Source organism: Anoxybacillus tengchongensis (genome assembly GCF_014201585.1).
Classification (GTDB): Bacteria; Bacillota; Bacilli; order Bacillales; family Anoxybacillaceae; genus Anoxybacillus; species Anoxybacillus tengchongensis.
This window is the reverse complement of record NZ_JACHES010000006.1, coordinates 63,208-76,958: the sequence shown is the minus strand read 5'-3', so window position 1 is coordinate 76,958 and position 13,751 is coordinate 63,208. Positions and strand designations below refer to the sequence as shown.

The following is a 13,751-nucleotide window of genomic DNA, read 5'->3' as shown; positions in this document are numbered from 1 at the left end:
GTAAATATATTAAAAATAAAGGTGGGAAAGTATGATGATGAAGCAATGGACGATTCAAACGACGAAGCGAGATGAGTTTGTAGACATTACTTCTTTTGTTCAATCTTTTATTACAGAGAGTGGTGTACAAGAAGGAATTGTTGTTGTTTATTGTCCGCACACGACAGCAGGAATCACGATTAATGAAAATGCCGATCCCGATGTCAAACGAGATATGATTCGCCGTTTTGATGAGTTGTATCCATGGCATCATCCACTCGATCGACACGGCGAAGGAAACACAGCAGCACATATGAAAGCAAGCACAGTTGGTTCATCAGCGTATGTTATTGTCACAAAAAGTCAGCTGCTTCTTGGGACGTGGCAAGGCATTTATTTTTGCGAGTTTGACGGACCGCGAACGCGCACGTTTTATGTGAAGGTGATGGAAGGATGAACGGACAACGTATTTTGCCAGCAGTGCGCTCGATGAAAGATTTTGATAAACTAATAAAAATGAATTATGAATATGGGGTGTTTTTAGACATTCATATCGGTATGTTGAAAAGCGTGTATACATATGCAAATGAGCATGGGAAAAAAATGTTTCTTCACGTTGATTTAATACAAGGGTTAAAAAGTGATGAGTATGCGACGGAATTTTTATGTCAGCTCGTTAAACCATACGGACTGATCTCAACAAAAAGTAGTGTGATTACGAAAGCAAGGCAAAAAGGTGTTGTTGCGATTCAACGCACATTTATTATTGATTCAAATGCCTTTGAGCGAAGTGTTCAGCTTGTAGAAAAAACAAATCCGGATTATATTGAAGTATTGCCTGGTGTTGTTCCAAAAGTCATTGCTCAACTTCACGAACGAACCGGAAAGAAAATTATTGCTGGAGGGTTAATCGAAAACGAAACCGAAGTCGAAGCAGCGCTTGCGGCAGGAGCTGTTGCGGTAACGACATCAAATGTCGAACTTTGGCGGTATTTTGCTCCGTAATAAATGTATTGACAGCGTTTTCGAAATTGATTAGTCTTATAGTAAGTTCATCATGTTAGTGACGGAGAAACGGAGACTCACACGCATTTTTATTGATTGCGCTGTGGGTCTTTTTTTGCAAGGGGGATAGGTATATGTACATTTTAGCTCTTGATCAAGGAACAACAAGCTCACGTGCCATTTTATTTAACAAAAAAGGGGAAATTGTTCATATTGCACAAAAAGAGTTTACACAATATTTCCCACAACCAGGCTGGGTAGAACATAATGCAAATGAAATTTGGGGATCTATTTTAGCCGTCATTGCAACGGTGTTGTCAGAAGCAGCTATTGAACCAAAACAAATTGCGGCCATTGGTATTACAAACCAACGAGAAACGACGGTCGTATGGGATAAACAAACAGGACAGCCAATTTATCATGCCATTGTATGGCAATCACGTCAAACGGCACAAATTTGCGAACAATTAAAGCGGGCTGGATATGATGATATATTTCGGAAAAAAACAGGTTTGTTGATTGACGCTTACTTTTCGGGAACGAAAGTGAAATGGATTTTAGATCATGTCGAAGGAGCACGTGAAAAGGCGGAACGCGGTGACTTATTGTTCGGGACGATTGATACGTGGCTTACTTGGAAATTATCTGGTGGAAAAGCGCATGTGACAGATTACTCTAACGCGTCAAGAACGTTAATGTTTAACATTTATGAACAAAGATGGGATGACGAACTACTTGATATTTTACATGTACCAAAAACGATGTTGCCAGATGTTCGGCCATCTTCAGAAATTTACGCACATACGGCACCGTACCATTTCTTTGGTCAAGAAGTGCCGATTGCTGGAATTGCAGGAGATCAACAGGCGGCTTTGTTCGGGCAAGCATGCTTTGAAGAAGGAATGGCGAAAAACACATACGGAACAGGTTGCTTTATGTTAATGAATACAGGTGAAAAAGCAGTTCAGTCTACACACGGCTTATTAACGACAATTGCGTGGGGAGTTGATGGAAAAGTTGAATATGCGCTAGAAGGAAGCATTTTCGTTGCTGGATCTGCTATTCAATGGTTGCGTGACGGATTGCGGATGATTAAGGAAGCAAAAGATAGTGAGGCATATGCGACAAAAGTACAATCAACAGATGGGGTATATGTGGTGCCTGCGTTTGTAGGACTCGGAACACCATATTGGGACAGCGATGTACGAGGAGCTGTATTTGGCTTGACACGTGGTACAACAAAAGAACATTTCATTCGAGCGACACTCGAATCGCTCGCATACCAAACAAAAGATGTATTAAAAGCAATGGAAGCAGATGCGGGCATTACGTTAAAAACATTGCGTGTTGATGGTGGAGCAGTAAAAAATAACTTTTTGATGCAATTTCAAAGCGATATTCTTGGCGTACCAGTTGAGAGACCAGTTGTGAACGAAACAACTGCTCTCGGTGCTGCTTATTTGGCAGGACTTGCGATTGGGTATTGGGAAAGTAGAGAAGAGATTGCGAAACAATGGAACATTGATCGTGCTTTCGAACCAAAAATGGAGGAAGACACTCAACAACGTCTATATGATGGGTGGAAAAAAGCAGTTCGTGCTGCGCAAATGTTTAAATAAAGAGCCAAACCGGCTGTCTTTTGGGCAGTCGGTTTTTCTATAAATAAAACTATGTTCTAAATAATCAGTAAGAAAAACGAAATATTTCGTCAATATAATCGTTTTCATATAAAAAAAAATGTGCTATTATAATCAATAAAAAGACAAAAATTTTTGTTTTTGAAGAAATGTGAGGGTTATATGGTATACGATGGAATTATTTTAAGCATTTTAATCGGTTTATTTCGCGGAGGCAATTTTAAAGGGATCGCAACATTGAAGTTAAAAGGTGGTTGGATCTTCCCTGTGCTGTTGCTTGTGCAATGGATTTTCTTCCTATTGCAAGACCGAATCGCTATATTAGCGAATATAAGCAACATTACATTTATTATCGTTTACATTGTCGGATTAACATTTATTTGGCTTAACCGCCATTATCCAGGGATGAAGACGATTTTTGTTGGAGTGCTCTTGAATTTCATTGTTATCGCGTTAAACGGTGGCAGAATGCCCGTATCGCTTGAAGCTACACAAGCGGTTTTAGGACAAGAATATGTTGAACTTTTGAAAACAGGGCTTTACGGGAAGCATACAGTTATTACAGCTGATACTATTTTCCCGTTTTTAGGTGACATTATTCCATTAGCACCGCCTTATCCGCGAGCGAAAGTCATTAGCATTGGCGATGTTGTCATGAATATTGGCGTCTTTTTGTTTATTCAGTATTTAATGATGAAAGAAAAACAAACAAATTCTCTTCAACCAACACATGAAGGGAGGTGAAAAGCATGAACGCACGCGTGAAAAATGTACTTATTAACTTAATTGTTATCGGTTCTGTTGTTGTCGCTTTGACATCAGGGATTAAAGTGAATTTTTAAAGAACGTTTAGGGGGAGAAAAATCTCCCTAATTTTTATAAACAAAACAAAATTAAATCTAAAAGTAGTGAGTGATCTATATGTCAAATAAGTTAATAAATAGATTCTCTTTGATGTCTAAAATATACTTAACCTTTATTTTAGTTTTGGGTTTTATATTTTTTGTAATGAATGTATCTCCAAATGAATATTCATTAAATGATTGGGTTTGGATTTATAACTTATCCATTGCATCATTTTTATTATGTTATTTTGATATGAGATTATCGCCTAATGGTAATGCTTTTTCTATGGAGTCATCTGTATACTTAGCGACTATTTTTTATTTTAGTTTGGGTCATGGATTGGTAGTATTATTTTTAACGTATTTTATAAACTTTTTATACAATAGAACGGTATCGAATCGGGCACATATTTTTAATTTTTGTATGTACTCCATCATGATTTTTGCTACTCATAAAGTTTTCGCTTTATTCGGTGGATCGGAAAGATTGGGTAATTTTGATAATCTCTTCCCATATATCATTAGCTTATTTGTTTACTTTCTGTTAAACTTGTTTATTACTTTTGTATTTTTTGTTGTTTCCGCCCATCCGGAGTTTAAAGGTATTCTTAATAGGGGTCTTTTAAAGGAAGTATTTTTTGCATATTTTGTCACGCTTCTTCTTTCTTTAGTGCTTATTATTTTAATTGATAACGAAGGATTTTTTGGATTGTTTTTGTTTACGGTTTTAGTTGTTTTATTATCCATTACATTTGGGAAAGTGCTCGAATGGTATCAAGAAATGTCTAATCAAGCAAATAAAGATTACCTCACCGGCTTATATAACCACGGATATTTTAAAGATTATTTAAAGGAACTGTTTCGAGAGACGAAAAAAGCGGGCGGGCAGTTTTCACTTGCTTTTTTAGATTTAGATGATTTCAAAAAATATAATGATTACCATGGCCATGTGCAAGGTGACCGATTATTAAAATTTGTTGGGGAGTATTTAAAAAACGAAACGAAAGAACAAGGTTTTACTGTTGCGCGTTATGGTGGAGAAGAGTTTGCGATCGTTTTGCCAAAAACAACAAAGCATGAGGCAGCCACTTTTATGGATGGGTTGCGAAAGAAATTAAATGATACACCGTTTGACGGAGTTGATCGCCTTCCGTATCGTTGTATTTCGTTTTCATGCGGAATTGCGGAGTATGAAGCCGAAATGTATGAGGAAAGCGAATTGTTACATAAGGCAGACCAAGCGCTTTATTATTCAAAAACACAAGGGAAAAATAATGTGCAATTATATGATGAAAAAAGAATATCTCGTGATGCATTGAAATTTAAAGAAGATTTAGATGCTATTGAAGAGCAGTTGAAACTGCTTCTCTATAAGGATGTATATACATATCGCCATAGTAAACGTGTATTCAAATATGCGATGGAGTTTAGTGATCGTTTGTCTCTTACGGAAGAAGAAAAACGAACTCTTATTTTAGGTGCACTTGTTCATGATATCGGCAAAATCGAAGTTTCGCGAGATATTATTAACAAAACAAGCAAACTTGACCGTGATGAATGGGAAATAATGAAAAAACACGTCATATGGGGAAAAGAAATTGTCCTTTCCGATGGTCGGTTTGAAGAAGTTATTCCGCTTGTCGAACTTCACCATGAACGTTATGATGGACGAGGTTACCCTTATGGGCTGAGAGGTGAAGAAATTCCAAAATTAGCACGTATTTTATGCATTATTGACTCATTTGATGCAATGACAACAGACCGCCCGTATCAACGAACAAAAACATTCTCCGAAGCGATTGTTGAATTGCGACGTTGTTCTGGGACGCAATTCGATCCTCAATATGTCGAGCCATTTATCCAAATGATTGAAGAATATTATCCAGAAAAAATTGCAAATGCAAATGAAGCTGTCTCAATGTGAGGCAGTTTTTTATTTTTCTGAAAAATGAACGTTTTTGAATGATATGTAAAAAATAATGATTATTTTTGAATAAAATTGATTGAATTTGATTGATTTTTTACATGTACTTCGGTATGATAAAGATGTAAGCGATTTAAAAAAGGAGGTGTAAAGTTGTTAACACCAGAACGACATCGTATTATTTTGCAGTTGTTACAAGAAAAAGAAGTTGTAAAGTTACATGAATTGGTCGAAGTAACGCAATGCTCAGAATCGACGATTCGACGTGATTTAAGCCAGCTGGAAAAAGAAAAAAAATTGAAGCGTGTCCATGGCGGAGCAGCGTTATTACAACAAAAAAGAGAAGAGTTGAGCGTTTTTGAAAAATCGACCAAAAACATTCATGAAAAACAGCTCATTGGCAAATATGCGGCCAGTCTTATTCAAGATGGAGATTGTATTTATTTAGATGCGGGAACGACAACGTTACAGATGATTCCTTATATCGAAGCAAAAAATATCGTTGTAGTCACTAACGGTATTATGCATATTGAGGTGTTGTTAGAAAAAGACATTCCAACATATCTCGTTGGGGGGGTCATTAAGAAAAAAACGAATGCGTTAATTGGTCGAGGAGCGATCCATTCCTTGCAACAATATAGCTTTGATAAATGTTTTATTGGAGTAAATGGTGTTCATATTGACTTTGGGTATACAACTCCAGATCCTGAAGAAGCATTTATGAAACAAACAGCGATTCATTTATCACAACGAGCTTTTGTATTGGCAGATCACTCGAAACTGAATGAAAGCACATTTGCGAAAATTGCAGAATTACAAGAAGCAACAATGATTACAAATGAAACGGATGAAGAATTGCTAGCGATGTACGAAGCAAAAACGACAGTAGAGGTTGTGAAATCATGATTTATACATGTACGTTAAATCCTTCTGTTGATTATGTTGTTGAAGCACAACAGATTGAACTAGGGCAATTAAATCGCGCGACAAAAACAGCATATTTTCCAGGCGGGAAAGGGATTAATGTATCACGCGTATTGAAGCGACTACATGTTCATAATGTTGCGCTTGGTTTTATTGGTGGATTTACGGGGCAGTTTATTGCCGATGAATTGAAACGAGAACATATTTTAACGGATTTTATTGCTGTGCCTGGACAAACGCGATTAAACATTAAGTTAAAAGGGGAGAAAGAAACAGAAATAAATGGCGAAGGGCCTGTCATTAGCGATGAACATAAAGAAGCGCTGATCGATAAAATTAAACAGCTAAAAAAAGGAGATATACTTGTTTTAGCAGGAAGCCTTCCGCCGTCAGTAGATGATACATTTTATGTCACTATGATAGAAGAAGCAAAAAAACGACGGGTTTCTGTTGTTGTTGATACGAGTGGAAAGGCACTAAAACAAGCAGTGGCATACGAGCCGTTTTTACTTAAACCGAACCAAATCGAGCTTGGAGAATTGTTCGGAGCACATATTCATAGTCACCATCAAATCATCGAATATGGAAAAAAACTAATTGACAATGGCGTGCAACATGTCATCGTTTCCCTTGCAGGAGATGGGGCGTTTTTATTCCATAAAGATGTCATATTAGTTGCTCAAGCACCAAAAGGAATAGTGAAAAATTCAGTTGGTGCTGGTGATTCAATGGTAGCTGGTTTTTTAGCTGCATATGTGAATGAAGCATCGCTTGAAGAAGCGTTTCGATATAGCGTTGCGGCAGGGAGTGCGACGGCATTTTCTGAAGATTTATGTACAGAAGAAGAAGTTCATCGCTTGCTCGGTGAAGTAAACATCACACGAATGGAGGATGATGTATGAGAATAACTGATTTGTTGACAGAAGATACGATTGTTCTTGATTTGAAAGCACGAACAAAAAAAGAAGTGATCGAAGAATTAGCAAATGTTCTTGAGAAAACGGGGAAATTGCACGATCGTGAGACGTTTATCGAAGCGATTTTTGCTCGTGAAGCGCAAAGTACGACAGGGATCGGTGAAGGAATTGCCATCCCTCATGCCAAAACAAAAGCGGTTCGCACGCCAGCTGTTGTTTTTGGACGTTCGAAAGATGGAATTGATTACGATGCGTTAGACGGAAAACAAAGTCATTTATTTTTTATGATTGCCGCACCAGAAGGAGCAAACAATACACATTTAGAAGCTTTATCGCGATTATCCACATTATTAATGGACTCATCATTTCGATCAAAAATTGAAAACGCTTTAACAAAACAACAAGTTATTCAGGCGATTCAAGAAAAGGAGGGGGAAATGATGAAAGAAGAAAAACAGGTGTTTGGAGGCAAAAAAGTATTAGCCGTTACAGCGTGTCCAACAGGAATTGCGCATACGTATATGGCAGCTGATGCCTTAAAGGCGAAAGCAAAAGAAATGGGGGTCGATATTAAAGTAGAAACGAACGGTTCTAGCGGGGTGAAAAATGAGTTAACACAACAAGAAATTGAAGAAGCGGTCGCGATTATCGTTGCAGCGGATAAACAAGTAGAAATGGATCGATTTGACGGCAAATATGTGATCCAAGTACCTGTTGCCGATGCGATTCGTAAACCAGAGCAACTCATTGAACGAGCATTAAAACAAGATGCTCCAATTTATCGTGCAAGTGGTGGAAACCGTTCGTATGCGTCAAAAGAACGAACAGGATTTTATAAACATTTAATGAACGGCGTATCGAATATGCTTCCGTTCGTTGTTGGTGGCGGTATTTTAATTGCAATCTCATTTATTTTCGGTATTAAAGCATTTGATCCAAATGATCCGTCGTTCCACCCGATTGCGAAAGCGCTGATGGACATTGGTGGGGGCAGTGCTTTTGCACTTATGATTCCTGTGTTAGCTGGCTTTATCGCAATGAGCATCGCGGATCGTCCAGGATTTGCGCCCGGAATGGTCGGAGGATTTATGGCAGCAAATGGTGGTGCAGGATTTTTAGGTGGACTGATCGCTGGCTTTTTAGCAGGTTATGTTGTTATTGGATTAAAAAAATGGTTTAGTCGTTTGCCACAATCACTTGAAGGGATTAAACCTGTTCTTCTTTATCCGTTATTCGGCATATTGCTCACAGGACTTATTATGATGTATATCGTTATTGATCCAGTAAAAGCACTAAATGAAGGAATGAAAACATGGCTTGAAAACATGGGTACAGGCAACCTCGTTTTACTCGGTCTTGTTCTTGGAGGTATGATGGCAGTTGATATGGGTGGACCAATTAATAAAGCAGCGTTTACGTTCGGTATCGCGATGATTGATGCAGGAAACTATGCCCCACATGCAGCTATTATGGCGGGTGGAATGGTTCCGCCGTTAGGATTGGCGCTCGCAACAACGTTATTTAAAAAGAAATTCACAAAAGCAGAACGAGAAGCTGGAAAAACGTGCTATATTATGGGAGCTTCGTTTATTACAGAAGGAGCTATTCCGTTTGCGGCAGCTGATCCAGGGCGTGTCATTCCATCAATTATCGTTGGTTCAGCAATTGCGGGCGCATTGACAATGGTGTTTGGTATTGGTCTTCCTGCCCCACATGGCGGAATTTTCGTAATCCCAATTGTAAAAGGAAATCCGTTTTTGTATGTGCTTGCAATTTTAGTTGGCTCGCTCGTAACAGCATTAATGGTCGGATTATGGAAAAAAGAAGTGAAAGAGTAATAGATCAAGAGCGCGCGATGATAAAAATCGCGCGTTTTTCTTTTTAAAAAGTTTTGACAAAGATAATCATTATCATTTAATATATAATTGTTGAAAATGATTATCAATAATATAGATAGGGGGATGACTAATGTCAAAAGTTATCATGGTATTTACAAGTATGACAGGAAATACAGAGGAGATGGCTGAAGCGATTGCTGACGGTGTTCGTGAACAAGGGATTGAATTAGATGTCAAAGAGGTATTAGACGCCACTGCGACAGAGCTTGAGCAATACGACGGTATTTTACTTGGAGCGTATACGTGGGGAGACGGTGAATTACCAGACGACTTTTTAGACTTTTATGATGAACTAGATAATGTTGATTTAACAGGGAAAAAAGCAGCAGTTTTCGGTTCGTGCGATTCAAGTTATGAAAAATACGGTGCTGCGGTTGATATTCTAATTGAAAAGTTACAAGAACGAGGAGCTGAAGTCATTCTTGATGGACTAAAGATCGAACTGACGCCCACAGATGAAGATAAGCAATTATGTATTGCGTTCGGGCGTGATTTTGTCAAGCAGTTATAAAAGGCCGCTTTATACATGGCCTTTTTTCATTAATTAAACTATGTTCTAAATAATCAATAAAAACAAAAAAAGAACAAGTCAATAACTAACTTGTTCAAACTGATGTCGCTTTGACGATTTTTCGATATCCGACTTATAATAAGATGGAAAATACATATATACATCTGTTCCGTGGCCCACTTCGCTATGAATAAATAAATCACCTTTCATTGTTTCAACGATACGGTATACAACCATCATCCCAAGACCCGTTCCCTTCGTTCCTTTTGTCGTAAAGTAAGGTTCCCCTAAGCGTTCAATTTGTTCTTTTGTCATACCAATTCCTGTGTCACCGATATGAATTAGTACGTAATCTTTATCAATAGACACATTAATACGCAATATTCCTCCGTGTGGCATCGCTTCAATCGCATTTTTCATAACGTTTAATAAACATTGTTGGAACTTTGGTCGTTCTCCTTTCACTGCAAATGGTAGAAGAGATGCTTGAATTTCGATGCTGTTCATGTTGGCAAGAGGACGTAAAATATCAATTACTCGCTCAATTTCTGTCTTTACATTTAATTTTTCGACGTGCTCTGGCGCTGGTTTTGCGAACGTTAAATAATCGGTAATAATCGCTTCTGCACGATCAATTTCTTCAATGGCGATTTGAATATATTGTTTATCTTTATAATTCATTCGTTCACTTTGTAATAACAATTGCATAAATCCTCTCGATACGGTTAACGGGTTGCGCACCTCATGTGAAATCGAGGCGGCTAAATGTCCAACGACTTCCATCTTTTCAGCACGAATAATACGTCGACGAAGTTCACTATGTTTTTGAATAGTTTCAGTAATATAAGCACCTAAAAACGCGGCAAGTGGCTGCGCTGGAAAATACGTAGTGATAATATGTGACAGTTGATATTCATCAACAATCCATATCCCAGAAAATGCAATTGTCAAAATCGTTGTTCCGACAGATAGAAGGGTAATCGTAACAATTCGATTTTTAACGGATAAATATGTTTGGAACTTTTGATAAAAAAAGAAACAAATGATGACTTGGATTGCTGTAATTATCATCGTTACAATAATACCTTCTGTACCGCCAATTATAATTCGATAAATGACAGTAACGATTGAAAGAAAAATAGCAGAAAACGCCCCACCATATAAACCACCAATCCAAATGGCGACTTGACGCAAATCGAAAATAAATCCTCCTGTTGTATGTATAGGAAATGTCATGCAAAATATAATGCATACCCCAATAGCGATCGTTTTCAAGATTGTTTTTAAGTGATCGGATATGCGACGTTCTTCAAGCCAAATTGGAATGATTAATAGTGCTAGTATAATAAAAAATAAGTTTAACAAAATCTCTTTAATTAGCGAGGGCATATGAAGCCGCTCCTTTCGACATATGTTTGAATAATTTGAATATTCCCGTCGAATCGTCTCTTTCATTGTAAGCTATGTTAACGACGGTGTGAATGTGTAACTGTTCGATGTTTTTTGTCATGTTTCAACAAAATTTGCGCTATTTTGCATTTTTATATGATATGATGGGGAAAAAGGAGATGAGAGAAATGGTTGAGAAAGCATTGACGAATAAAAAAATTGTGATATGTGCCTCCCGTAAAATTGAGGAAATGAGTGCACTTATCGCTAAGCAAGGAGGCAGTCCGATCTCACGACCTGTCCAAGGAACAATATTTTTCAATGAAGAGCTAAAGCAACAACTTCACCAAATTGTGAATGAAAAGAATGATTGGTTTATTTTCACGACAGGAATCGGTGTCGAAACGCTCATGAAAACCGCGGACGAATGGGGAATGAAGGAAGCGTTACTTGAAGCGATTCGGCAAGCACATGTGGCGGTACGTGGTTATAAAACAATGAATGTGCTACGTACATACGGGGTCAGTCCGGATATAACGGCAGATGATGGAACGACACAAGGTCTTATATGCGCTTTGGAAGGTGTGGGATGGAAAAACAAAAACGTAGTTGTTCAGCTTTACGGAGATTCTATCCCATCGTTACAACAATTTCTAGTTAAACAAGGGGCTTTGTATAAAGAAGTATGGCCATATCTTCATACCCCACCTACATCAGATGTGGTGAAACAGCTTGTTGAAGAAATTATTTCTCGTTCTGTGCAAGCGGTTTGTTTTACATCAGCGATTCAAGTACGCTTTTTCTTTTCGTTTGTTAACAAGTGGGGGAATTTACAAGAAGTAAAACAAGCATTTGCAGAGGATGTTGTGGCTGTTGCTGTTGGAAAGGTGACAAAAGAAGCGTTACATGAAGAAGGGATTGTACGTGTCATTGCACCCGATCACGAACGAATGGGGGCTATGATTGTTGAACTAGCTAAGTATTTTGAGAAGTAGACGTGCACTCATGCATGCACGTCTACATACGAAATGATTCGACAGTTGAGCGTAGCTGATCGCCGAGTTTCGCTAGTAATTGAGCAGCGGAAGAGATTTGTTCGTTCATTGCTAGTTGTTCTTCCGCGGTTACTGCGTTCTCTTTGCTTTTCTGCATGACTTGTTGTGATAGCTGTTTTAGCTGTTTCATGGTTTGTGTTAGTTCGTTCGAAACTGCCGTCATTTGTTCAATGGCTGCAGATGTTGTTTGTATTTTTGAAAATACTTGTTCAACAGATTCATTGATGGCGTAAAATGATTGTTCCGTTTGTTCGTAGTATATTGTACTGTCTGTAAGTTTTTGTGTATTTTGTTCCATTGCTTTGGAAACTTTTTTCGTTTCTATTTTTATTTTCTCAAGCATCATCTCAATTTCTTTTGCCGCATCTTTTGATTGCTCAGATAGTTTTCGCACTTCGTCGGCGACAACGGTAAATCCTTTTCCATGCTCTCCTGCTCTGGCCGCTTCAATTGCAGCATTTAATGCAAGTAAATTTGTTTGTTCAGCAATTGCAGTAATGACGTTTGTAATTTTTCCGATCGTTTCCGAATGACTTTCTAACGACTCGACAAGTGTTTTAGTTGTAAACATGGCGACGCGTACTTCATTTGCTTGCGTCGAAACGGCCTGGATAGCGTGTTTCCCTTTGCTTACAGATTCATATGCTCGCTCCGCTGATGTAAGTAAATCCCCGCTGTTTTCAGCAATTTGATTCATTCCGATCGCAAACTCATGTAAAGAATGGTTCACTTCTTCTAACATACGTAGTTGTTGCTCGGCTTTTGCATATGTTTGTTCGGCCATTTCCGTGGCTTTTTCAGCTGACTGTGTACTTTGTTCGGCGCTTGCTGTAAACTGTTCTGCTTGTGATGCCACTTGGATTGATACTTCTTTCATTGTTTGTATCGTTTCTTTTAAATGCATTTTCATACGATTAATTGATTCAATCATATGTCTTGTCTCGTCTTTTGTTTTAACTAATAAAGGGGGAGAAGATAAATCTTGTTTTGCCACACGTTGTAGTTCATCAGATACGAGGAGAATAGGTTGGGCAATTTGACGACTGACTAAAAAGGAAGCGATGCCACCTAGTAAAACAAGGGATGTGATGCTCGTAAGTGATATAATGTACGTTTGTCTCATGTAATGTTCAATATGCTTTTGATCCGTTACTAATAGTTTTTTCTGTCGTTGCAACATTTGTTCAGCTGTTTGTAAAAAGAGGCTTCCTGTTTTTTGGAGTTTTTGAATGACGTTTGACTGTTCTAGTTTGTTAGTTGTGCGTAAAAATTGCTGGACGAGTTGAAAATATTCATATTCTAGTTGTTGTAATTGATTGACAATTGCTTTACTTTCTGACGTCGATAACATCGAGTTTATTTGCTCATAACTTGTATAAAACAGTCTTCGTTTTTCTTCGTAACTCGTTAAAAAATCGTTGTCTTTTAGTAGTAAATAAGTAAGTATATCCTTCCTTTCTTCATAAAAAATAGTAACCATTTCGTATGTTTTCGTAATGACATTGAAACGATGATTGATTAAACGTTTATACATTTCATTTGTTTCATTCATTCTAAATATTTGAAATCCTCCTATACATATCACGAACCACAAAACGATGAAAAATCCTAAAAATATTTTTCGACTAATGCTCATTTTCTTACTCCTTTCTCTATTTGTCCAATTT

The 13,751-nt window shown here is 37.8% G+C and carries 12 protein-coding genes; 10 read left to right on the top strand and 2 right to left on the bottom strand.

Annotation, left to right across the window (positions count from 1 at the left end):
• Positions 1 to 34 precede the first annotated feature (34 nt).
• The 9 genes from HNQ82_RS08170 (at position 35) to HNQ82_RS08130 (ending at position 9,640) form a co-directional block, all read left to right on the top strand.
• Positions 35 to 436: a secondary thiamine-phosphate synthase enzyme YjbQ gene (locus HNQ82_RS08170; RefSeq protein ID WP_183248740.1), complete on the top strand. Its 402-nt coding sequence runs from the start codon at positions 35 to 37 to the stop codon at positions 434 to 436.
• The gene (locus HNQ82_RS08165; protein ID WP_183248738.1) at positions 433 to 984 is read left to right on the top strand and encodes a glycerol-3-phosphate responsive antiterminator; all 552 of its coding nucleotides are present in this window, start codon (positions 433 to 435) and stop codon (positions 982 to 984) included. The genes HNQ82_RS08170 and HNQ82_RS08165 overlap by 4 nt, the downstream gene beginning before the upstream one ends.
• Positions 985 to 1,118: 134 nt before the next feature.
• Positions 1,119 to 2,603 carry a glycerol kinase GlpK gene (glpK, locus tag HNQ82_RS08160; RefSeq protein ID WP_183248736.1) on the top strand — a complete coding sequence of 495 codons (1,485 nt, stop codon included), beginning with the start codon at positions 1,119 to 1,121 and terminating at the stop codon, positions 2,601 to 2,603.
• Between the two features lie 180 nt (positions 2,604 to 2,783).
• On the top strand, positions 2,784 to 3,365 hold the full coding sequence (locus tag HNQ82_RS08155) for a DUF5317 domain-containing protein (RefSeq protein ID WP_183248734.1): 582 nt from the start codon (positions 2,784 to 2,786) through the stop codon (positions 3,363 to 3,365).
• A 177-nt stretch (positions 3,366 to 3,542) separates the two neighbouring features.
• Positions 3,543 to 5,390 carry a bifunctional diguanylate cyclase/phosphohydrolase gene (locus HNQ82_RS08150; RefSeq protein WP_425486249.1) on the top strand — a complete coding sequence of 616 codons (1,848 nt, stop codon included), beginning with the start codon at positions 3,543 to 3,545 and terminating at the stop codon, positions 5,388 to 5,390.
• Positions 5,391 to 5,543: 153 nt separating this feature from the next.
• On the top strand, positions 5,544 to 6,296 hold the full coding sequence (locus tag HNQ82_RS08145; protein ID WP_183248732.1) for a DeoR/GlpR family DNA-binding transcription regulator: 753 nt from the start codon (positions 5,544 to 5,546) through the stop codon (positions 6,294 to 6,296).
• A complete protein-coding gene (gene pfkB / locus HNQ82_RS08140; RefSeq protein ID WP_183248730.1) occupies positions 6,293 to 7,216 on the top strand; it encodes a 1-phosphofructokinase in 924 nt (307 codons plus the stop codon). Before HNQ82_RS08145 ends, pfkB begins: the two co-directional genes overlap by 4 nt.
• Positions 7,213 to 9,069, top strand: coding sequence for a PTS fructose transporter subunit IIABC (locus HNQ82_RS08135; RefSeq protein ID WP_183248727.1), 1,857 nt, complete (start codon positions 7,213 to 7,215; stop codon positions 9,067 to 9,069). The genes pfkB and HNQ82_RS08135 overlap by 4 nt, the downstream gene beginning before the upstream one ends.
• A 130-nt stretch (positions 9,070 to 9,199) precedes the next feature.
• Positions 9,200 to 9,640, top strand: a complete 441-nt coding sequence (locus HNQ82_RS08130) for a flavodoxin (RefSeq protein ID WP_183248725.1) — start codon at positions 9,200 to 9,202, stop codon at positions 9,638 to 9,640.
• A gap of 78 nt (positions 9,641 to 9,718) precedes the next feature.
• On the opposite strand, the gene HNQ82_RS08125 is transcribed toward HNQ82_RS08130, so the two are convergent.
• Complete coding sequence (locus tag HNQ82_RS08125; RefSeq protein ID WP_183248723.1) at positions 9,719 to 11,029, bottom strand: ATP-binding protein; 1,311 nt, start codon at positions 11,027 to 11,029, stop codon at positions 9,719 to 9,721.
• A gap of 188 nt (positions 11,030 to 11,217) precedes the next feature.
• Between HNQ82_RS08125 and HNQ82_RS08120 the strand changes: the two genes are divergently transcribed.
• Positions 11,218 to 12,024, top strand: a complete 807-nt coding sequence (locus HNQ82_RS08120) for a uroporphyrinogen-III synthase (protein WP_246348948.1) — start codon at positions 11,218 to 11,220, stop codon at positions 12,022 to 12,024.
• Positions 12,025 to 12,046: 22 nt separating this feature from the next.
• Here HNQ82_RS08120 and HNQ82_RS08115 read toward each other — a convergent pair whose 3' ends face one another.
• Positions 12,047 to 13,720, bottom strand: coding sequence for a methyl-accepting chemotaxis protein (locus HNQ82_RS08115; RefSeq protein ID WP_183248719.1), 1,674 nt, complete (start codon positions 13,718 to 13,720; stop codon positions 12,047 to 12,049).
• Positions 13,721 to 13,751 lie beyond the last annotated feature (31 nt).